The sequence below is a fragment of the Sporosarcina quadrami genome, assembly GCF_014836615.1.
GTDB classification, from domain to species: domain Bacteria; phylum Bacillota; class Bacilli; order Bacillales_A; family Planococcaceae; genus Sporosarcina; species Sporosarcina quadrami.
The window spans coordinates 26,423-46,736 of the sequence record NZ_JACSQN010000018.1; the positions used below are offsets into that span (position 1 = coordinate 26,423).

Below are 20,314 nucleotides of genomic sequence, written 5' to 3' on the forward strand. Positions count from 1 at the left end.
AGTGGTGTTTATTTCTACTTTTAAATTTTGAGTGCCAAACACCGTATTATAACAGAGGGGGACTATCACTATGCATTCCATAAAGATAAAAAAGATCGAACTACTCTTCATCAGACATGGCCAATCTGAGGCAGATCTGATCGATGTCCTTGAAGGCAGAGCAGACTACCCGCTGACAGAATTGGGACAAACGCAAGCTAGGAAGATGGCGGACTATATAGCCGAACAATATCCACCTGTGCTGATTTTGGCAAGTCCTTTAAAGAGGGCTAGTCAGACGGCCAGTATTTTACAAGAGGCCATCGGATGTGAACTGAAGTATGATGACGATTTGATGGAATGGCATAATGGGGTTTTAGCGGGGCTACCAATGGAAGAGGCGGCCGTCAAGTATCCGTTGCCTGAAGGTGGAAGGCCAGTCCATATCCCGATTGAAGGAGGGGAATCGGAACTGGATTTGCGTTACCGGGCAGAACGGATCTTACGTCAAGTTCTACATGACTATGAAGGCGCCACTAGAATTGCGATCGTTTCCCATGGAGGGTTGATTTCGAGTTTAATTCAAGCGTTTCTACAATTGCCTGTTGGCGACGTTGTTTTTGCTACAGGTGATACAGGTATCCATATGTTTGAAATTCGGGAAGATCTGAGAGTCGTGAGATTTATGAATAGGCAAGACCATTTATTTGATTAAACAAGTGCTGGTGCATGATGCAATTTCATTTCGATGCTCCATCCAACTTAAACGATCGGTAAATTGTGTGAGTGACTGGAACACATGAGTACTAAATTCAACTAAACACAAACTCTCTTTATTTATTATGAGAGATGGAGGGAATTGGCCCGACGAAGTCTCAGCAAACTGCCTGCGGGTAAGGTGCTACGTCCAACAGGGAAACCTGAACGATGAGGAGAAATATTGCATGCAGACTCTTCTCTCTATGGGGAAGAGTTTTTTGTTTGGCAAAATATCAAGAAGTGATGAGGATGACAAAGGTAGATAAATTGTATGAGCATCTGGAAGCGGTGAAGAACCAGAAACCGACGTGTACGGCGAATCCGATGCAGCGGCATCAGGAGATGGAGAGCTTGCATCGGGATATCGCTTATTATGAACAAGCATTACATTGTTGATCAAGAACAAATGAAGCAACTTCAGGAAGAGCATCTTTACTAATTCTCCCAATGATTAATTCACCATCACTTGCATTGATTTCGAATGTGTTTGTTCTAACATTCGCGCCCATTAACTTTCCACTTAACAAAATCTCTTCCTCTGAAGGATCTAAAGAATATAGATAACATGGCTTGTCCAAGAAGTGGCTTAAAAACGCTTCATTGCAACCGTAAAGGGTATAGATGACATAGGTTTATTGGTAAGTTCATTGACCGAAAAATTTGCTTAGGGTAGTCTTTTAATAAAGAGATTTCGGATTTCATTAATGAAAGGATGATTGGAATGAAAAAGTTTATGGTGTTTATCATTGCATTTGTGCTAATAGTTCCCATGACATCTAGCGTGGAAGCGCAGTCAAACCCAGTGTTTTCAGATTTAAAAGGAAACAGCGCCACGGAAGCAATTTTATATTTACATGATAAGCATATTATCAGTGGTTATCCAGATGGAACGTTCAGGCCGAGTGAGCCGATAACGCGTGCACAGGCAGCGGCGATGTTATTGAAAGCACTCGATATTGAGGTGATTGAAAATCCAACCGTTCAGTTCAAAGATGTCACGAAGAAATCGAACTATTATTCCATTCTAGCGACCATCAATGAAAAAGGAATAATCCGGGGAGATAACGGATATATGCGTCCTGGGGAACCAACTTCTCGCGCGCAGATGGCTGCTATTTTACGAAGGGCGTTCAATATGCCTTTAGAGAGTCAACCTACTTTTACAGATGTACCTCCAGTGCATTGGGCATATGCAGATATTAATAGCATTGCTGAAAATCGGGTCGCCAGTGGGTATCCAGATGGTTCTTTCAAGCCGTCTGACGTGGTTACGCGTGCACATTTCTCTGCCTTCCTAGCTCGTGCAATGGAAGATTCGATGAAAGTGAAAGCTTCTAAATCTTATGTAGGGGAAACCGGTTCTGAAATTGTTCGGGACGGGTGGAAATATACGATTGAAGACGATAGGTTAATCAAAATAAATCAAAAGACAAATGAAGAGGTAGTGTTGCTTACAAGAATCGACTTTGAACGGGTGGAAGGGTACTTTGAGAAAAGGCTTGGAAGAGGGTTCCCTGTTATTTTATACAATGATGATCTCTATATCCCGTACCATAAAGTAATTGGGATGATGAGTGAGATCCCTTCTTCGTTTGGCTTGATGAAGACAACGATAGATGGTGGAAAGGTGGAAGAAATTAATCTTCCATTCATATCGTATAATGCAAAAGAAAGAAATATGTATGTATGGAACGACAGAATCTACTATACAGTTGAAAAAGAGCCACGTGATTTTGAGTCTTACTATAAAGATATTCCTAATGTAGACGATTCCCTACTTCTGTATTCCATCAATTTGAGCGGTGGGGATTTAAAATTGGAATCCAAGTTTAATGCTCGATTCATCTTTGAGGACATTGGACCAAAAGTCGGTACGTTCCCTTATACTCAAAAACATAAGTCCGTAGAGTATGAGCATTCAACCATATACTATTTCAATAAAAAAGGGGTATTTAAATACAGCTTGCTAGATAAGAAAACAGCTCAATTATCAAGCATTCAAGCAAAAGATATGATGGTGACAGACAAAGGACTGGAGATTATAGATGTGCGGGATAAAAAACATGTATTGAAGAAGTGAAAATGTGAATAATTGTCAGGTACCTATGCAAGGTTGAATTCAGACTATACACTACTATTGTATTAAGATGAAATAGAAATGTTGATACATTGGAGTTTCTAAAATAATCTTGTATTAATATCCAAACTGTCTGAATTAACTTGAATGTTTCTTGCACAGGTACCTTTTTTGGACTGACAGAAATTATGTATACTGAATAGACAGTACTCAGAATAGACAGGTGAGCATAATGGAGGAAAAAAAGAGGATTTTAATTATAGAAGATGATCCGGAGATCAATAAGCTTTTGCGGATTATGCTGACGGGCAAGACGGTTGAAACTGTGCAGGCGTATTCAGGGACGGAAGGGCTGCTTCAGCTGCAGATGGACACGTTCGATTTGATTTTGTTGGATTTGATGCTTCCGGGTAAGATTGGCGAGGAGCTGATCGGGGAGATTCGCAAGGAGAGCGCCATTCCGATTATTGTCATTTCAGCGAAGACGGATGTGGATGATAAGGTGAACGTCCTGAAAATGGGTGCGGATGATTATATTACGAAGCCGTTTCATCAGCAGGAAGTGGTAGCGAGGGTGGACGTGCAGTTGAGGAAAGCGGGTCCGTCTTCGCAAAAGCCGGTGGAACACGTTTGGCGGAATCTGCAGCTGCATACGGAAAAGAGGTCAGTTTGCCTGTCGGGCCAGCTGCTTCAAATGACGAATGCAGAGTTTGACATCCTGTATTTATTGATGCGTCAGCCTGAGCGCGCCTTTTCGAAAAGGGAAATCTATGAAAGTATTTGGAAAGACACGTACTATGGCGATGACAATACGATCAGCGTACATATGTCGAACCTGCGCCGGAAACTGGCTGAATACACAACCGAGGAATACATAAAAACCGTTTGGGGCGTCGGCTTTATGTTAGTGTAAGGCATCTTTATGAATTCTTTATGTTTGGCTTACAGGATGTTAAAGAGGGCTGCGTTACCATATAGGTACGAACTACTTTTGAAAAGGGGTTACTAATATGGAGACAGTCATTCAAACAGCACAGCTGACGAAAAGTTTCAAAGGGACGAATGTAATCAAACCGTTCCACTTCTCGTTGTTTAAGGGAGAGATTTGTGCATTAATTGGCCAGAACGGAGCGGGGAAATCGACAATCTTTAAAATGCTGTCGGGCCAGTTAATTCCGACGTCGGGTGAAATCCGGTTATTCGGGAAAATCGAACAGGACAAGGAGGATGCGAGGCGGCGTATGGGGTTCTTGATCGAGACGCCAGCTTTCTTTCCCGACTTCACAGCCGAGCAAAATTTAAAGTATTATGTGCTTCAGCGGGGCATCGTGGAAAAGAACCGGATTGCCGAGGTATTGGCGATTGTCGGGTTGGCGAACGAGAAGAGGAAGCGGTTTAAAGAGTATTCGATGGGGATGAAGCAACGATTGGGCCTCGCCCTCTGTCTGCTCAGCAGTCCGGACTGCTTAGTGCTGGATGAGCCGATCAATGGCTTGGACGCGGAAGGCATTCGTGAAATTCGCAACTTGCTGATCAGGCTGAATGAAGAGAAACAAATCACGATTTTCATTTCAAGCCATATTCTGACCGAACTGCATTTATTGGCGACGCGGTTTGTATTTCTGAAGGACGGCGCAGTCGTGGAAGATATTTCGAAAGAGGCGTTGCAGGAGAAAAGCCGGAAACAGCTCATTGTGACGGTGGATGATGCGGCAAAAGCTGTACGTCTGTTGGAGCAGAACTATCCTGCAATTTCCTATAAGGTGTTGCCGGATCAAGTGATCACCATCGATGGTCACATTGAGGACGGCGGGGAGATCAACCGCCTGTTTACGATGAACGGCGTAACCGTCATGGAATTCCGCGCGGAGGCTCGGAACTTGGAAGAGTACTTTTTAGAATTGGTCGGAGGTGCAGCGATATGATCAATTATTTAAAGAGTGAACAGTACAGGATGCTGCGGAAGAAATCATTGCATCTGACGAGTCTTGTCTGCCTGTTGCTCATCAGTGCGGCCGGAGCGGTGCTCGCTTATTTCGGAAAGACTGACCCTACGTTCCCGTACGCCACGTCCAATTTCTATTATTCGAATGTGCTTGGCGGTGCAGGGCTCATCATTTTGGTAGCGTTCATCGTCAATTTCAGCTTAACCGGCAAAGATACCACGGTATTGAAGAACACGATTTCGTTTGGGATTAAGAGGAAGACGGTGTACTGGTCCAAGCTGATTCTCACATTCATTTATTTCCTCGTCCTTTGCATCATCGGACTTAGTCTCTTGATCGGCATCGGGGAAACATTTCTGGCTAGCGAAAGTGGATCGATCAGCAATCTGTTGGCGGCAGTGGCAAATATGGTGCCAATCATTCTTAGCGCGTTTCTGCTGATTCATACGCTGAAGTTGTTGAACATGGGTGACGTGTATATATTGGTGATCCTGCTCGGCATTTACGGCTTTGCCGGCAACCTTTTATGGGTGGTAGCGAAGAAGTTCCCCTTCTTTAAAAAGTTGTATGAGTATGCACCTGATACACTGATGGGTCGGAATCTGATGGGATTCATGGACAAGACGGCGCAAATCGGTTATCCGTACTTTTTGACGGGCGGGTTGTTGGCGGCAGCGGCGATCGTCATCGGAATTATACAATTCTCGAAAAAACCAATTGACTGAAGGAGGATGAAGACATATGGGCAGCTGGCTAATCATCGCAATCCTTATAGGACTTCTGCTCATTGTCTCCATCTTCTATCTGCTTCTGCGCTACGACATACGCACGATGACGAGACAGCTTGACGGGATTATCGAGAACTTCGGGACGAATGAAATTGTACGGACGAGCACGCATAACCGAAGCTTGTCCAAATTCGCTGCCAACATCAACAAACTCATCTCTGTGTTCAAACAGGACCAGCAGCGGGGAGTTGCGCGGGAGAAGAATTTAAAACAGGAAATCACGAACATTTCGCATGACTTCCGTACACCTTTGACATCGATGAAAGGATTTTCGGAACTGTTGTCGGATACTTCCTTGACGGATAGTGAAAAGAAGGAATACTTGGCGGTTGTCCAGAAGAAAATCGATCATTTGATTGACATCGTGGATCTGTTTTATGAATTGTCGCAGCTGAATTCATCGGACCAGCATCTAGTGATTGAGAAAGTGGATTTGAATCAAACGGTCATCGATGTCCTCCTATCGTTCTATGATGAGTTTGAAAAGAAGCAATTAGAGGTTCATTTCGATGAAAGTGAGGGTCTGCCTATATTGGCGGATCAGAAGGCTGTGAGCCGGATCGTCGCCAACATCATCCAAAATGCCCTCACCTACAGTAAAAGCACGGTGACGATCCAGCTGTCAGAAGAAGGGGCCAATATTGGCCTGCAAGTGACAAATGATTTTGAGTCCATGGATGTTGCGCAGATCGAACGGATTTTCGACAGGACGTTCCGGATGGACGGCAGCCGATCGGACGGGCAGCTCGGACTCGGCTTGCATATCGTCCGACAGCTCATCGGGAATTTGGGAGGGCAGGCGGTTGCTGAAGTGGATGGTGATACATTCACCTTGGCTGTTTTATTCAAGAAATGGGGATCGTAGATGACTGTGAGGGTGACAGTCACTCATTCAATCGTGAAAGTTGTAACATTCATGTTTGTTTTAGTTAACGTGAATGTTTGAGTGCCAGGCACCGCAAAGGCTCCCCAGTCTGGCTGGAGAGCCTTTTGAATATATACTTTTACAAGAACTTCAAAAGTATATTCGATAACGCGAGCGCCTTTTACAGTTGCAAGAATGGAGCCTTCGACTTGAACTACTTGCGAATCGATAATTCCTTGCATAGTTGCTTCGAGCTGTGCCTTGTGCATAGTTGGATTCGGACAATCCACTACAATTGCATTAAGATGTAATAGGTATGTTGCAAAATCAGTATTTCTAAAATAATGCTGTATTCATATCCAAATTGCCTGAATTAACGTTTTACAATCTAGTTACTTGAAGAAAGGATCACTATAATTACCTCGACCTAATAGGATTCATGAAAAAGAATATTACATTGTAGTGAATAGGCAAAGTTCTGGTACACAAATATCGAATTGGTGGTGTGGAGATGATGAATAATCCCGTAATAATTATCGGGGCAGGGTTAAGCGGCCTTCATGCTGCTTCCGTATTAAGTGCTAAAGGGATCGAGTACGTCGTTCTTGAAGCGCGGGGGCGGATTGGCGGGAGGGTGTTGAGCGAGCCGATTGCAGATCGTCCCGAGTTAGGGAAATTTGACCTCGGGCCGACGTGGTTTTGGCCGGAGCATGAGCCCGTTATCGCTGCATTGGTCAAGGAACTTGGGCTGCGGACATTCGAGCAGCATACCAACGGGGCACTGCTTTTCGAGCAATCTGCAGATCAGCCTGCACAGCGTCATATGCTGACGGAGGGGACTGTTGCGAAATCGATGCGCTTTGTTGGAGGAGTGCAGTCTTTAATTGACGCGATAGCAGACGGTTTGCCGGATGGCGTTATCCAACTCAATCGGCGAGTGACCGCAATCCATATGGACGAGGAAGGAATGGTCTCTCTGGATGTCGAACATGCAGGAGAAGGGAAGGAAAGTCTACAGGCACGAGCTGTCATCTTGGCACTGCCGCCCCGCATCGTTGCGAGAGGAATCATATTTACACCGCCGCTTCCCAATGATTTGATGATAAGCCTAACCGCCAAGCCGACTTGGATGGCTGGACAGGCAAAAGCGATCGCAGTCTATGAGCAACCCTTTTGGCGGGATGTGGGTCTTTCCGGACAAGTGACGAGTTGGGCTGGTCCATTGCAGGAAATCCATGACGCTTCACCCGGGGCAGGCAGCGGAGCTCTTTTCGGGTTTTTCGGGCTGACGGCAATTGATCGTAAGCAGTTGAGAGAGGAAAGGATTCGTGAGCTTGTGATTGCTCAATTGGCAAAGTTGTTCGGGTCTCCTGCAGAGCGACCGGTTGCACTTCTTTTTAAAGACTGGTCACGGGACATGGATACATCAGTACTTGAGGACGCCAAACCGCTTACCGATTTTCCTGTGTATGGTCAGCCGGAAGATGCCGGCATTTGGAAAAGTAAATTGTTCTTTGCCGGCACGGAAACCTCTTCACATGGAGGACATCTCGAAGGCGCCCTTTGTTCAGCAGAACGCGCGGTACATAATATGCTTAAAAGAATCTGTTAGTCCCAGGTGCCTGTGCCACGCACGATCTAGTCAATTCTTAGTGACAGTCACTCATTCATTCATGAAAGTTATAACATTCAAGTTTGTTCTAGTTAACGTGAATGTTTGGGTGACAGGCACCGCATTAAAGGAGCTGAAAATCTTATGGCAGCAAGTAAAATAATTGTGGTTGGCAGCATGAACATGGATTTAGTGACGAGCACGAACCGGATTCCGGCAGTAGGGGAGACGGTGATCGGTGATGCGTTCCATACGACGCCGGGTGGAAAGGGCGCAAATCAGGCCATGGCGGCGGCCCGTCTTGGTGCGGAGGTGACGATGGTCGGTGCGGTAGGTGATGATGCGTTTGGCGAGGCGGCAATGAATAATTTGAAGCAGCAGGGCATCGGGACAGATGCTATTAGGATAGTGGAAGGTTGCTCAACAGGAATCGCCGCCATCACGGTGTCTGACGGAGACAATAGCATTATTGTCGTACCTGGTGCGAATCACTCGATCACGCCTGCTGTCATCGAGGCACAGGAAGAAGTCCTGAAGAACAGCGACATGCTGCTCGTGCAATTGGAAATCCCGCTCGACAGTGTCATCCGTGCTGTACAACTGGCAAAGAAACATAACATCCGCACAATCTTGAATCCGGCTCCGATTCAGCCTCTCCCGATGGAGTTGCTGGAGATGGTGGATTATTTGACGCCCAATGAACACGAACAGACCCTCTTGTTCGCTTCGACGGACGGAAGCGTGAAGCAATTGGAGCGCTTGAAAGAAAAGTGCATTGTGACGAAAGGTTCCAAAGGGGTTATGCTTTATCAAAATGGTGAAGAGATCTTGATTCCGGGCGTTGAGGTGGAAGCGGTGGATACGACAGGTGCTGGGGATTCCTTCAACGGTGCATTGGCTTTTGCATTGTGCCAAGGGAAAAGTGTCGAGGAAGCTTGCCGGTTTGCCAATGTTGTCGGGGCCATTTCGGTGACGAAGTTTGGTGCTCAGGCAGGGATGCCAACGATGGAAGAAGTCGAAGGGTTTTTAAGGACACTTAATGTACGAAATGCGAAAGGGAGGAATATCGAATGAAACGAGTGATTTTGGACGTGGATACAGGGATCGATGATGCATTGGCGATTACATATGCATTGCAGTCACCTGAGTTGGATGTGATCGGGTTAACGACGTGCTTTGGGAATAACACGATTGAGAAAACGACACGGAATACACTTGCTATTGTAGAAATGGCAGGGAAGTCCGTGCCTGTCTATAAAGGTGCCGATAAGCCGCTTAAGCGCGAGACAAGGGACATTCCGACCCATGTCCATGGAGAGGACGGGCTTGGCGATTGTCCGACGAATGAGCCGCTTGGGAAAGCGGAAGACGAGAATGCGGTAGATTTTATCATCCGCCAAGTGAAACAGCGGCCGAATGACATTACGCTGATTCCGGTAGGACCGCTTACGAATCTTGCAAAGGCGATCCTGAAGGCTCCTGAAATCATCCCTCTTTTTAAAGAGGTCATCATTATGGGAGGGGCTGTTTTCGTCCCTGGGAATGTCACGCCGTATAGTGAAGCGAATATTTATACGGATCCAGAAGCTGCTGCATTGGTGTTTGCGTCCGGACTTCCGATTACCGTTGTCGGTCTGGATGTGACGATGAAGACGCTGTTGCCTGAAGCGGTCGTAGCGGATTGGCGGGCGAGAGGGACAGAGAAAGCCCGGTTCTTTGCGGACATGACCGGTTTTTATATGAACGCTTATGAAACTTTTCAACCGGGCATTGGGGGCTGCGCCTTGCACGATCCGTTGGCGGTAGGTGTTGCGATCGATCCTGATTTCGTGAAGAGAGAAGCATGGCACATAGAGGTGATAGTGGAAGGGGATGAGACGGGGAGGACGGTCGCTTCTTCAGTGGGCGAACCGAAAGTCTTCGTATGTACGGACGTTCAAGCGGAAGCATTCTTACACCACTTCGTTGGTCGTGTTTTATAAGGGCAGAACCTTATATGGAGTAGATAAATTTTGAGTACCAGGTTCTCAATGAATTCATAATTATTCTAGAACCTGGTACTTTTTTCAAGAAATAATCTGAAGTTCTGCTAGTGCCTGTTGCAAGGTACCTTTTGTAATTTGATCCCTAAAGTCCAAGCCTAGGCTTACAGCAGTCTGAGCCACTTCAGGTCTCACACCGGTTAAGATTGTTTTTACTCCTAACAATTTTAAGGTGGAACTCAAATTGAAGATATGATGTGCCACCATCGTATCGACAATCGCAACCCCTGACAAATCGAGTATTAAGTAAGAAATCTTCAATCTTGCTGCTTCTTTTGTCGTGTTGTCCATCAACATTAATGCCCGTTCAGTATCAATATCTCCGATCAATGGCAGGATGGCGATATCATCCGAAATTGAAACAATCGGAACAGATAACTCAATAAATGCTTTTTTTGCACTATCGATACTGACTGTGTAGAAGTTGACAAAGGTCAAGCTGAAACAGTAAACAGCATAATCCAGCAATGGATCTATGATTTTGGAAGTTGCTAACAACGATTTTACCGACATATCATGTGTCAACACCATCTTCTCAATTTCTTCATTGATATATGTTCGATACAGCACCGTATCTTTCAAGGCTTCATCTAGTGGTACGCAAAGTTTAAATACATACTCGGAAGTTTGAGCCGCCCATTTTTCGATCAGCTCATAGGCCATATCTCTCTTTTCGGGGCTGACCAGGAATTCTCCGAAGAGACCTACGAAGTTTGCTCTCATATTGACGATTTCCTCTTCGATTTGAGTAGGGATTTCTTGTCTTTGATCCTCCGGAACCTCTGATAATCGCACTTCATGAATTTTATGTGCAATATTCGTCTTTTCTTCCAATAGATTCATTCCAATTAGTTCCATTTCATTCATCATATGCTCATGCCCTTCAATCGTTATCTATTTAAATTTCCTATTACACATTGCAGTCAATAGACTTCTGTAAAAAAATAGTGAAAGAAAGTTTTGATGCCTTACTCTACATTCATTTCAACAAAAGAAGCACGATCTTCCGATAAGGATCGAGCTATACATTGTTGCTAAAAATTACAGAGTTCTACTGATTAATATGTCTATAGTCATTATAACAAACTTTTGTGAAAAGAATATTCATAGGATAGGAAAATGGACTAAAGAAAATTAGTTCAGGTGCCAGTCACTCTTTCATCAGGGTCTATGGTGAGATTGCCCCATATCGTAAAGTGAAAACTGTTGAAGAGTTGTTTGGTCAGATGGATTATAAGAGATAACTATTAAAGTTCTCTTTTTTTTATATTTACTTCTGAAAAAACCTTGACGTAAATGTTTCTGGCACAGGTACCGTGAAGATTATGATTCGGCATATCGGGAAAACAAGCAGCATTGCTTAATAGCGACAATTGTAAAAAGGAAGCCAAGTAACTTCGGCTTCCTTTTACGTCGTATACCTGTAAGTACGCGTGATCATTTTTCTCGGCGTCTTCCGCAAATCATCACTCACTACGTTAATAACCCGAACGATGTCCCAGTTTTTTTGAGATGCGCGCTCCTGTTTCGAGTAATCGCTCTCGCAAAGAGGCGAGGCGTTCTTCGGTCATGTGGAAGCTGGCGAAGCCGATGCTGACCGCGCCGACGACTTCCCCGAATCCGTTCACGATCGAGACGGCTATGGAGGAGGTTCCTTCTGTTCGTTCCCCGTGACTTTCTGCGTATCCTTGTTTTCTTATTTCTTTTAATTTCATTTCAAATTCAGGGATCTCTTGTTCTTGAATGAGTCTTTTTAAAATAGCTCGCGTTTTATCTTTCGGGAAGGCGGCTAGCATCACTTTGTTCGCTGCGCCAATGTGTAAAGGAATCCGAATCCCGAGTTGATCGTAAATACGGATTTGGTTTTTTTCATTATCAATTCTTTCGATAATGATGGCGTCCATTTCTGCTGGTTTGCTTAAATAGACGCTTTCTTCCACTTCCCTTGAAAGCTGGTCGAGCTCCACTCGGATTGTATTCACGTAATCCATCGAGTCATATACTTGCAGGCCGTACTCCAGCCAAATGGTGCCGAGCCGATATAGTTTCGTTTTAGGATCTTGCTCTACCATTCTTTGTTTAATCATCGCTTTTAGGATTCGATGTAGGGTGCTGAGTGGAAGATGCAGTTTTTCGGAAAGCTCCGAAATGGATAATCCTGTATCAGTAGTTTGAGTTGCTAATAAATTTGCAATGAGCATCGCGCGATCAATGGTTTGCACAGAAATTTTCCTCCCTTGAGTAAGTCGATTAGGATCGATAGATTTTTTGTTGTAAAAAAAAATAGATTACTTTCTTCAACCTTATTGACATTTTACCATAATAGCAATATATTTAATCTATTAAATTTCCTGACAACGGAAACGCTTTCCGTTCAGTGGAAAAGGAGGAGTTAAATTGACGTATTGTTCTTCAATGTATAGATCTTTGAAACACGTAATTGTGAAGCATCCGAACGATGCATTCCGTAATCAGTCGCATCTGGCGAGTGAATGGCGTACCTTCAACTATTTAGCTGAACCTAATTTTGAAGAAGCGGTCAAAGAGTATGACAGATTCATTGACATTCTGAGCAAGCATGTTGAACAAATTGATTATTTACCGCAGTCGGACGATGTCGGTTTGGATTCTTTATATGCCCATGACCCGGTAAAGTTCACACCTGTTGGGGCCATCATTTTAAAATCAGGAAAAGAGCTGCGGCAACCGGAAGCTGCTGCCTATAAGCAGTTTTTGAAAGAGAAAGGTATTCCGATCATCGGCGAGTTAACAGGTGATGCTGTTTCGGATGGCGGTGATATCGTCTGGCTGGATGAACGGACACTTGTGGTTGGAAGAGGATACCGGACAAATGATGAAGCCATCCGCCAATTAAAAGAAATGACTGCTCATATGGTGGACGAGTTCATCGTTGTACAATTGCCACATGATTTAGGTGAAGCGGAGTGTCTGCATTTAATGTCTTTCATCAGTATGGTGGACCAAGACTTGGCAGTTGTTCACTCTAGATTGATGCCTGTGTTTTTCCGTCAGTTGTTGATCGATAGAGGGATTCAGCTCATCGAGGTTCCGAATGAGGAGTACGACAAGCTAGGCTGCAATGTGTTGGCATTGGCACCACGCGTCTGTATGCTCCCAATTGGAAACGTTTCCACAAAGGAGCAATTAGAGAAAGCCGGTGCAACGGTTTACGAGTATAAGGGCGATGAAATAAGCGTTTTAGGCACGGGGGGACCGACGTGTCTCACCTGTCCAGTTGTTAGAACCTAAATAAAAAGGAGAGATTTCAAATGTTTACAAATGTCATCGTAAAAACACCAGGTAAGAGCTATTTAAATGGACTAACGACATCGGATTTAGGGGAGCCGATTTACAATGTTTTGCTCGAACAGCATAAGGCTTATGTGGAAGCTTTGAAACAATGTGGCGTCAACGTGACCCATTTGCCTGCGAATGAAGCGTTCCCGGATTCCACGTTCGTTGAAGATACGGCAGTCCTCACTTCAGATTTCGCTGTTATTTGTAATCCCGGAGCTGCTTCCCGTAATCGTGAAATCGAAGACATGGAGCCTGCCATTCGGAAGTTCTATGACAAAATCTACTTTATCGAAGGAACCGGAACAGTGGACGGAGGAGATGTACTCCAAGCAGAAGACCACTTTTATATCGGAATTTCTGAACGGACGAATGAAGAAGGTGCACGTCAGCTAAAGGGAATCCTTGAGAAAGAAGGATATGAAGCGGACATTATTCCGTTGAAAGAATTCTTCCATTTAAAGACGGGCATCGCTTATGTGGGAGAGAATCGGATGGTACTTGCTGGTGAGTTCGTGGACCATCCTGCTTTTGATTCATATGAAAAAATCATCGTCAGTAAAGAAGATGAGTATTCAGCGAACTGCATTCAAGTGAATGATTATGTCATCATTCCAAAAGGCTACGAAGCAACAAAACGTCAATTAAATGAAGCCGGCCTGCAAACGATTGAGCTTGAAATGTCGGAGTTTCAAAAACATGATGGTGGTCTAAGCTGCTTGTCTTTACGTTTCTAATGAGAAATCCCCGATTAATTTAAAAAGAATTTATCGGGGATACTTTCAAATTAAAGAAGACTGAATCTTATTTTTATTCAGAGGTAATGGGAGAGTGGATGGTATGAAGAAAGTAGGGGAACAAGCACATACGCCGCAATTGAATCGTTCGATGAAAAGCCGTCACTTGCTCATGCTGTCTCTTGGAGGTGTGATTGGAACCGGATTGTTTTTGAATGTCGGCTATACGATCAATCAAGCTGGCCCTGGAGGAGCGCTTGTCGGGTACTTGATTGGTGGATTAATTTTATATATGGTGATGACTTGTTTGGGGGAACTTGCCGTCCATATGCCGGTGACTGGATCATTCCAAACGTATGCAACTCGCTATATAAGTCCTTCGGCAGGGTTTTCACTCGGTTGGATATACTTTGTTGGTTCGGCTGCTACGGCGGGAGTCGAGTTCACAGCTGCAGGAATTCTCATGAAACATTGGTTTCCTGATATATCGGTTTGGGTGTGGTGTGCCGTATTCATGGCGTTGTTGTTCTTTTTGAATGCGCTCACAACAAAAGGTTTTGCGGAAGCGGAGTTTTGGTTTGCAGGTATAAAAGTCCTTGCTGTAATCGCTTTCATCGTAATCGGAGCACTTGCAATATTCGGGTGGATACCGCTGCAAGACCGTGTGGCGCCGCATTTCTCTAATTTGGCGCCTAGCAACATGTTTCCAGCAGGGATTGTCATTGTATTCGTGACGATGATGAATGTCATTTTTTCTTACCAAGGTTCTGAACTCGTTGGAATCGCGGCTGGGGAGACGGAGAATCCGAAAAAGAACATTCCGAAAGCCATTCGGACAATATTGTTCCGTATCATCGTTTTTTATATTGCATCCATCGTCGTGTTGTCTGCGATTTTTCCGTCATCTGAGTTAGGGCTGATGGAAAGTCCATTTGTCACATTGATGAAATTGGCGGGTGTTCCCTATGCGGCAGGCATCATGAACTTCATTATCCTAACTGCGATTTTATCGGTAGGTAACTCTTGTTTATACGCATCCACACGCTTGCTTTGGTCGATGGCGAATGAAGGGATGGCACCTAAGCTGTTCGGTCGCTTGACGAAAAACAAAGTGCCGCTCAATGCGTTGATCTTCACGATGTTCTTCTCTTTGCTATCGCTGTTAACAAGTGTGATGGAAGCCGATACAGTGTTCGTGCTGCTCATGTCGATTGCTGGAATCGCGGTCACGATTTCATGGATGGGTATTGCAACGTCCCAATTAATGTTCCGTTATCGGTACATTAAAGGAGGCGGGAAAATAGAAGAACTGGAGTACCGAGTCCGCTTTTATCCTTGGCTTCCGATTTTCTGTATTGTCTTCTGTTTAGCTGTACTCGGCTTCCTTGCAAGTGATCCTACACAACGGATCGGATTACTATACGGCGTCGGCTTTTTCATCGCTTGTATGTTGTTCTATAAATTTAAATTGTCAAAGAAGCCTCCTGTGAGTGCTGGAGCATCGGAGCTTGAGCCTGAAACGAAATAAGGAATTACATTATATAAAGTGCCTGGCACTGGAAGAGGAGATTGGGAACAATGAAAGAATCTTTATGGGCGACATCTGAGAACCTACGTGCTTTGTTATGTGAACTTGTCAGTTGGGATAGTCGAACATTGACAGAAGGAGAGCGATTTTTCGCACCGAAAGTGATGGCGAAGCTAGGCGAGCTCGACTACTTCCGCGATTATCCTGAACATTTGGCTATGCATGATGCAGGATTAGGCCGAAGTGCTGTCACAGCATTGTACAAGCATGCCGAAGCAACGGAAACGATTGTGCTGATCAGCCATTTTGATACGGTTCAGACCGAGGAATATGGTGTGTTGGAGCCGCTTGCTTTTCATCCGGAAGAGTTGACGAAGAAGCTGCACGACCATAAAGAGGATTTATCTGTAGAAGCGAGAGAGGATCTTGAATCTGGAAATTACTTATTCGGCCGCGGCACGATGGATATGAAGATGGGTCTCGCGCTACATATGCAACTGATCGAGAAAGCGAGCAAGGAAAAATGGCCGATCAACCTCGTGTTGACGACTGTTCCAGATGAAGAGGTCAACTCTGCAGGGATGCGTACCGTCGTTACGGAGCTCGTCCGTCTTCGGGAAGAGTATGGCTTGACGTACAAATTGTTTTTGAATGGTGAACCTTCTTTTTCTCAAGGTCCAGCAGACAATAAAGAATACATCTATTCGGGAACGATTGGGAAAATCATGCCGGCTGCATTGTTCTATGGTAAAGAGACACATGTCGGAGAACCACTCCGAGGGATGACGGCGAACTATATCGCTTCGTTTTTGACACAAAAAATGGAATGGAATGAACGATTTCGGGAAACAGATCGAGGGGAGAGCACGCCGCTGCCGGTTTCATTGCAACAAAAGGATTTGAAGACGCAATACTCGACCCAAACACCTTACCGTGCGGCGGCCCTTTACAATGTGTTCTTATTCAAGCGGACGGCTGCTGAAGTGATGGATATTTTCGCGGAAGTTGCAAGTGTTGCGATGGCGGAATGCAATGCGCATTACAAGGCAGTATGCGAACGGGAGCAATTGAAGGGTGTTGGGGATGTAAAAGTGCTGCGATATGAGGAACTGTTGTCATATGCTTTGAACAAACTAGGCGTGGAGGAAGTGAATCGGCATAAGCAAGAAGCACTCCAGAACGAGGAATGGGATGATCGGGAAAAATCGCTTCGCATTGTGGATAATCTGATGATCCAGTGTCAGGAACTTGCTCCGGCAACTGTTCTGCTCTATGCGCCTCCGTATTATCCGGCCATCAATTCGTCAGATTCTCCGCTCGTCGATCAAGCGATTAAATTAGTACAGCAAACTGCAAGTACGTTCGACTTGACGGTGAATCAAATTCATTATTTCAACGGAATTTGCGATTTAAGTTATGTGAACTACTCCGATGATGCACACGGATGGACGGCGTTTGAAAACAATACGCCTGTTTATGGTGAAACGTACAGCATCCCATTTGAGGCGATGTCCGAGTTGCAGGCACCCGTCTTGAATGTGGGCCCGTTCGGAAAAGATGCACATCAGAAAACGGAGCGGCTGCATGTGGATAGCGCATTCAAAGAGATGCCGGTCATTTTGGAAACATTGGTTAAAAGCATGTTCTGATAGTAAATGACTCAATTACCCTGGGGGGAAAACAATGACGAAACCTATTAAAGACTATGTGAACCATGAAGAACAAGAAACACCGGAAAAAGGGATTAATGCATTTGTGCTGATGTTTCTCGTAATAGCTATCATGACGGTCTTAACGTATATCGTGCCGGCCGGGCATTTCGATCGGGTTGAAAAGGATGGAAGAACGCTTGTTGACGCAGCGTCATTTCAATTTGTAGACAATACGCCTGTCGGTTTCCTTCAAATGTTCAATAGTGTGCATTTAGGGTTAATGGAAGGTGCGCATATCATTCTGTTTGTATTTTTATTTGGTGGGGCGCTTGGGATCATGCAGGCTACTGGAGCAATCGATTCGTTCATCAAAGTCGTCGCTGCGCGTTTTGGGAAGCGGGAGGCCATACTCATTCCTGTGCTTGTGTTAATCTTTGCCTTGTTAGGGACATTGATCGGATCAGCAGAGGATACACTAGTTTACATCGCCATCATCGTGCCGTTGACGATGGCACTACGGATGGACGCATTGACCGGTTTTGCGATTGTTATGCTTGGAACACTCGCAACGGGGTTTGTGACGGGGATCACGAATCCGTTTAACGTGGCGGTTGCCCAAAGTATTGCAGAGCTACCGATCTATTCGGGGATGGGATTGCGAATCGCGATTTTCATCGTGTTCTATCTTCTTACAGTGATTTATATTTATAGACATGCTTCAAAAGTGAAGAAGAATCCCGAACTCGGCGTATACGGTAAGTTTAATCCGAATGAACAACCGGAAATTGACTTGACGTTCAAGATGAGTCGAAGACATTTCTTCGCATTGCTTGTTCTGCTCGGAAATTTCATTGCATTAATTGTTGGGGTCATTAAGTTTGGATGGTACATTAGCGAGATAGGAGGAATTTTCCTGTTGAGCGCGATTATTATGGGGATCATTGGCGGGATACGACCGAACAAAATGGCGGATGGCTTCGTCTCAGGAGCACGCGAAATGGTTGCCGGCGCGTTGATAATCGGAATTGCACAAACCATACTGGTCGTAACAAAAGATGGTGGACTGCTCGATACAATTCTTTATTATGCAGCCGGGCTAGTCGGACAGTTGCCTGCTTCCATCAATGCTGTTGGGATGTTCATCATGCAGTTGTTCATTAACTTCATTGTTCCGTCCGGGAGTGGTCAGGCAGCATTGACGATGCCACTCATGACGCCGCTTGCTGATATGATTGGCGTTTCGAGACAAACAGCGGTGTTTGCCTTCCAGATGGGGGATGGCATTTCGAATATGGTCATTCCGACGAGCGGCGTGTTGTTGGCGGGACTTGCAATTGCAGGAATTCCGTTTACAAAATGGTTGAAGTGGGTCTTTCCCTATTTCTTACTGCAAGTTGGAATTGCTATCATTTTCATCATAATTGCACAAACGATCAACTATGGTCCGTTTTAATTGAGAGGAGGTTGTCACATTGACAATCCAGGATGAATTACAAAAAGAAGTTATTGCATGGCGACGACATTTACATGAAAATGCGGAACTATCTTATCATGAATACAAAACGTCTGATTATATTTATGAGACGGTCTCGACATTTCCGGGGCTGACTGTCACTAGGCCTACAAAGACGAGCGTGTATGCTGTACTGAAAGGCGGAAAGCGGGCTGGTGCAAAGCCGCGCACGATTGCGTTCCGCGCAGATATCGATGCACTACCCATCCAGGAAGAAGCGGATGTCGATTTCAAATCAAACACACCCGGCGTCATGCACGCCTGTGGCCATGATGCGCACGCGGCAATGCTGCTTGGAGCTGCAAAAGCATTATCGAATCGGCGAGATGAATTCAGTGGGGAAATCCGTTTCATTTTCCAGCATGCAGAGGAAGTGACGCCTGGAGGAGCGATGGAGCTTGTTGAGCACGGAGTTATGAAAGATGTGGACTACGTGTTTGCGCTACATGTCTATCCGTATGAAAATGCCGGGACTTTCTCAATGCGCGCTGGCAAAATGAATGCAGCAGGCGATGACTTTGAGATTACAATAAAAGGTCGAGGAGGACATGCATCCACCCCGGAACTTACGATTGACCCACTGATTATTGGGGCGGAAGTTGTAACGAATATTCAGCTGATTGTGTCTCGTAAATTACCCATTTTGAATGCACCAGTTATCACTGTTACGAAGTTCAACTGCGGAAATTCATTGAATGTCATAGAAGAAAAGGCTACATTGGGTGGGACCATCCGCTCACACGATCCGGTCGTTCGCGTGCAGGCAAGAGAGTTTTTGGAGCAGGTCGCCAAAGGGATTGCTAGTACTCATGGAGCGACAGCAGAGGTGAAGTGGGACCTTGGCTGTGCGGCTGTCCACAATGACGAGGAAGCGACTGAGATTACCCGTCGAGCAGCGGCAAAAATAGTCGGAAAGGAAAATGTGCACGACTTGCCGGAGCCTATGTTCGGGGCAGAAGATTTTGCCGCCTATTCAGAGGTCGTTCCAGCTTCCATGCAATTTATTGGCGTTCACAACGAAGACTTCGGTCTTGCTTATCCTTTACATCATCCTAAATTTAAGATTGAGGAAAAAGCATTACAGTATGGTGTGAGTTATTTTGTAAATATCGCCGAAGAGCTTTGCCAAGGGTGATACGTAGATTCGGGATGTGAAGAGTCGATAGGAATCTTGCATGCAACTACAAACAAGAGCCGTTCCGTGGTAACATGGAGCGGCTTTAGAGTTGGGTGCCTGTGCCAGATTTAATTCAGTTAATACGCTACAATTGCCATGGCCATTTTTCACTAGTGAGGTACCCACTAGCGTTGCATGGATTCCATAAAAGGTAATTAATTTATTTTTTTACCATCTCATTCACTATGGAAAAATAAAAAAAGGGAACAGGGATGTTAAGACGATCCAGTTCCCTTTTTTTTACATGTATTTTACTTTGCTTGTTTTTTCACTTTGTTGATAAAATGTTCTCTATTAATTGGACTGACAATCGCAAAATCTTCT

19 protein-coding genes and 1 riboswitch are annotated in these 20,314 nt (G+C 44.9%); of the genes, 16 read left to right on the forward strand and 3 right to left on the reverse strand.

From position 1 onward, the window contains the following. The first annotated feature begins 70 nt into the window (after positions 1-70). The 7 genes from H9649_RS15420 (at position 71) to H9649_RS15450 (ending at position 6,414) form a co-directional block, all read left to right on the forward strand. The gene (locus H9649_RS15420) at positions 71-694 is read left to right on the forward strand and encodes a histidine phosphatase family protein (protein ID WP_225229936.1); all 624 of its coding nucleotides are present in this window, start codon (positions 71-73) and stop codon (positions 692-694) included. A gap of 119 nt (positions 695-813) precedes the next feature. Then, positions 814-913: riboswitch (SAM riboswitch) on the forward strand. A gap of 47 nt (positions 914-960) precedes the next feature. Continuing rightward, positions 961-1,134: a hypothetical protein gene (locus H9649_RS15425; RefSeq protein ID WP_191695789.1), complete on the forward strand. Its 174-nt coding sequence runs from the start codon at positions 961-963 to the stop codon at positions 1,132-1,134. Positions 1,135-1,459: 325 nt separating this feature from the next. Next, on the forward strand, positions 1,460-2,818 hold the full coding sequence (locus H9649_RS15430; protein ID WP_191695790.1) for an S-layer homology domain-containing protein: 1,359 nt from the start codon (positions 1,460-1,462) through the stop codon (positions 2,816-2,818). A 229-nt stretch (positions 2,819-3,047) separates the two neighbouring features. Next, complete coding sequence (locus H9649_RS15435; RefSeq protein WP_191695791.1) at positions 3,048-3,728, forward strand: response regulator transcription factor; 681 nt, start codon at positions 3,048-3,050, stop codon at positions 3,726-3,728. A gap of 97 nt (positions 3,729-3,825) precedes the next feature. Further along, on the forward strand, positions 3,826-4,740 hold the full coding sequence (locus tag H9649_RS15440) for an ATP-binding cassette domain-containing protein (RefSeq protein ID WP_191695792.1): 915 nt from the start codon (positions 3,826-3,828) through the stop codon (positions 4,738-4,740). Further along, positions 4,737-5,486, forward strand: coding sequence for an ABC transporter permease (locus tag H9649_RS15445; RefSeq protein ID WP_191695793.1), 750 nt, complete (start codon positions 4,737-4,739; stop codon positions 5,484-5,486). Before H9649_RS15440 ends, H9649_RS15445 begins: the two co-directional genes overlap by 4 nt. 16 nt (positions 5,487-5,502) lie before the next feature. Next, positions 5,503-6,414, forward strand: a complete 912-nt coding sequence (locus H9649_RS15450) for a sensor histidine kinase (protein ID WP_191695794.1) — start codon at positions 5,503-5,505, stop codon at positions 6,412-6,414. 23 nt (positions 6,415-6,437) lie between these two features. Here the strand turns inward: H9649_RS15450 and H9649_RS15455 are convergent, their stop codons facing one another. Next, positions 6,438-6,704, reverse strand: a complete 267-nt coding sequence (locus H9649_RS15455; protein ID WP_318241707.1) for a DUF2922 family protein — start codon at positions 6,702-6,704, stop codon at positions 6,438-6,440. Positions 6,705-6,925: 221 nt separating this feature from the next. Here H9649_RS15455 and H9649_RS15460 point away from each other — a divergent pair, with 221 nt between their 5' ends. From H9649_RS15460 to H9649_RS15470, 3 genes are all read left to right on the forward strand, one after another. Continuing rightward, positions 6,926-8,026: a flavin monoamine oxidase family protein gene (locus H9649_RS15460; RefSeq protein WP_318241708.1), complete on the forward strand. Its 1,101-nt coding sequence runs from the start codon at positions 6,926-6,928 to the stop codon at positions 8,024-8,026. 144 nt (positions 8,027-8,170) lie between these two features. Continuing rightward, positions 8,171-9,100 carry a ribokinase gene (gene rbsK / locus H9649_RS15465; RefSeq protein WP_191695796.1) on the forward strand — a complete coding sequence of 310 codons (930 nt, stop codon included), beginning with the start codon at positions 8,171-8,173 and terminating at the stop codon, positions 9,098-9,100. Further along, a complete protein-coding gene (locus tag H9649_RS15470) occupies positions 9,097-10,008 on the forward strand; it encodes a nucleoside hydrolase (RefSeq protein WP_191695797.1) in 912 nt (303 codons plus the stop codon). Before rbsK ends, H9649_RS15470 begins: the two co-directional genes overlap by 4 nt. 84 nt (positions 10,009-10,092) lie before the next feature. Here H9649_RS15470 and H9649_RS15475 read toward each other — a convergent pair whose 3' ends face one another. Beyond that, the gene (locus H9649_RS15475; protein ID WP_191695798.1) at positions 10,093-10,938 is read right to left on the reverse strand and encodes an STAS domain-containing protein; all 846 of its coding nucleotides are present in this window, start codon (positions 10,936-10,938) and stop codon (positions 10,093-10,095) included. Between the two features lie 608 nt (positions 10,939-11,546). Next, on the reverse strand, positions 11,547-12,290 hold the full coding sequence (locus H9649_RS15480; RefSeq protein WP_191695799.1) for an IclR family transcriptional regulator: 744 nt from the start codon (positions 12,288-12,290) through the stop codon (positions 11,547-11,549). A 193-nt stretch (positions 12,291-12,483) separates the two neighbouring features. Between H9649_RS15480 and H9649_RS15485 the strand changes: the two genes are divergently transcribed. The 6 genes from H9649_RS15485 to H9649_RS15510 all read left to right on the forward strand — a co-directional run bounded on the left by H9649_RS15485 (position 12,484) and on the right by H9649_RS15510 (position 19,948). Then, a complete protein-coding gene (locus tag H9649_RS15485; protein ID WP_191695807.1) occupies positions 12,484-13,338 on the forward strand; it encodes a dimethylarginine dimethylaminohydrolase family protein in 855 nt (284 codons plus the stop codon). A 20-nt stretch (positions 13,339-13,358) separates the two neighbouring features. Then, positions 13,359-14,120: a dimethylarginine dimethylaminohydrolase family protein gene (locus H9649_RS15490; RefSeq protein WP_191695800.1), complete on the forward strand. Its 762-nt coding sequence runs from the start codon at positions 13,359-13,361 to the stop codon at positions 14,118-14,120. Between the two features lie 103 nt (positions 14,121-14,223). Then, positions 14,224-15,648, forward strand: coding sequence for an amino acid permease (locus tag H9649_RS15495; RefSeq protein WP_191695801.1), 1,425 nt, complete (start codon positions 14,224-14,226; stop codon positions 15,646-15,648). 50 nt (positions 15,649-15,698) lie between these two features. After that, entirely contained in the window at positions 15,699-17,297 is a 1,599-nt protein-coding gene (locus H9649_RS15500) for a M20/M25/M40 family metallo-hydrolase (protein WP_191695802.1), read from the forward strand. A 34-nt stretch (positions 17,298-17,331) separates the two neighbouring features. Beyond that, complete coding sequence (locus tag H9649_RS15505; RefSeq protein ID WP_191695803.1) at positions 17,332-18,753, forward strand: YfcC family protein; 1,422 nt, start codon at positions 17,332-17,334, stop codon at positions 18,751-18,753. Positions 18,754-18,772: 19 nt separating this feature from the next. After that, positions 18,773-19,948: a M20 metallopeptidase family protein gene (locus H9649_RS15510; RefSeq protein ID WP_225229937.1), complete on the forward strand. Its 1,176-nt coding sequence runs from the start codon at positions 18,773-18,775 to the stop codon at positions 19,946-19,948. The last annotated feature ends 366 nt before the right edge of the window (positions 19,949-20,314 follow it).

Bases quoted from the DNA above. Each gene is read 5' to 3' on its own strand.
- H9649_RS15420 (WP_225229936.1), top strand. From the start codon at position 71: ATGCATTCCATAAAGATAAAAAAGATCGAACTACTCTTCATCAGACAT.
- H9649_RS15430 (WP_191695790.1), top strand. From the start codon at position 1,460: ATGAAAAAGTTTATGGTGTTTATCATTGCATTTGTGCTAATAGTTCCC.
- H9649_RS15435 (WP_191695791.1), top strand. From the start codon at position 3,048: ATGGAGGAAAAAAAGAGGATTTTAATTATAGAAGATGATCCGGAGATC.
- H9649_RS15440 (WP_191695792.1), top strand. From the start codon at position 3,826: ATGGAGACAGTCATTCAAACAGCACAGCTGACGAAAAGTTTCAAAGGG.
- H9649_RS15445 (WP_191695793.1), top strand. From the start codon at position 4,737: ATGATCAATTATTTAAAGAGTGAACAGTACAGGATGCTGCGGAAGAAA.
- H9649_RS15450 (WP_191695794.1), top strand. From the start codon at position 5,503: ATGGGCAGCTGGCTAATCATCGCAATCCTTATAGGACTTCTGCTCATT.
- H9649_RS15460 (WP_318241708.1), top strand. From the start codon at position 6,926: ATGATGAATAATCCCGTAATAATTATCGGGGCAGGGTTAAGCGGCCTT.
- rbsK (WP_191695796.1), top strand. From the start codon at position 8,171: ATGGCAGCAAGTAAAATAATTGTGGTTGGCAGCATGAACATGGATTTA.
- H9649_RS15470 (WP_191695797.1), top strand. From the start codon at position 9,097: ATGAAACGAGTGATTTTGGACGTGGATACAGGGATCGATGATGCATTG.
- H9649_RS15475 (WP_191695798.1), bottom strand. From the start codon at position 10,938: ATGATGAATGAAATGGAACTAATTGGAATGAATCTATTGGAAGAAAAG.
- H9649_RS15485 (WP_191695807.1), top strand. From the start codon at position 12,484: ATGTATAGATCTTTGAAACACGTAATTGTGAAGCATCCGAACGATGCA.
- H9649_RS15490 (WP_191695800.1), top strand. From the start codon at position 13,359: ATGTTTACAAATGTCATCGTAAAAACACCAGGTAAGAGCTATTTAAAT.
- H9649_RS15495 (WP_191695801.1), top strand. From the start codon at position 14,224: ATGAAGAAAGTAGGGGAACAAGCACATACGCCGCAATTGAATCGTTCG.
- H9649_RS15500 (WP_191695802.1), top strand. From the start codon at position 15,699: ATGAAAGAATCTTTATGGGCGACATCTGAGAACCTACGTGCTTTGTTA.
- H9649_RS15505 (WP_191695803.1), top strand. From the start codon at position 17,332: ATGACGAAACCTATTAAAGACTATGTGAACCATGAAGAACAAGAAACA.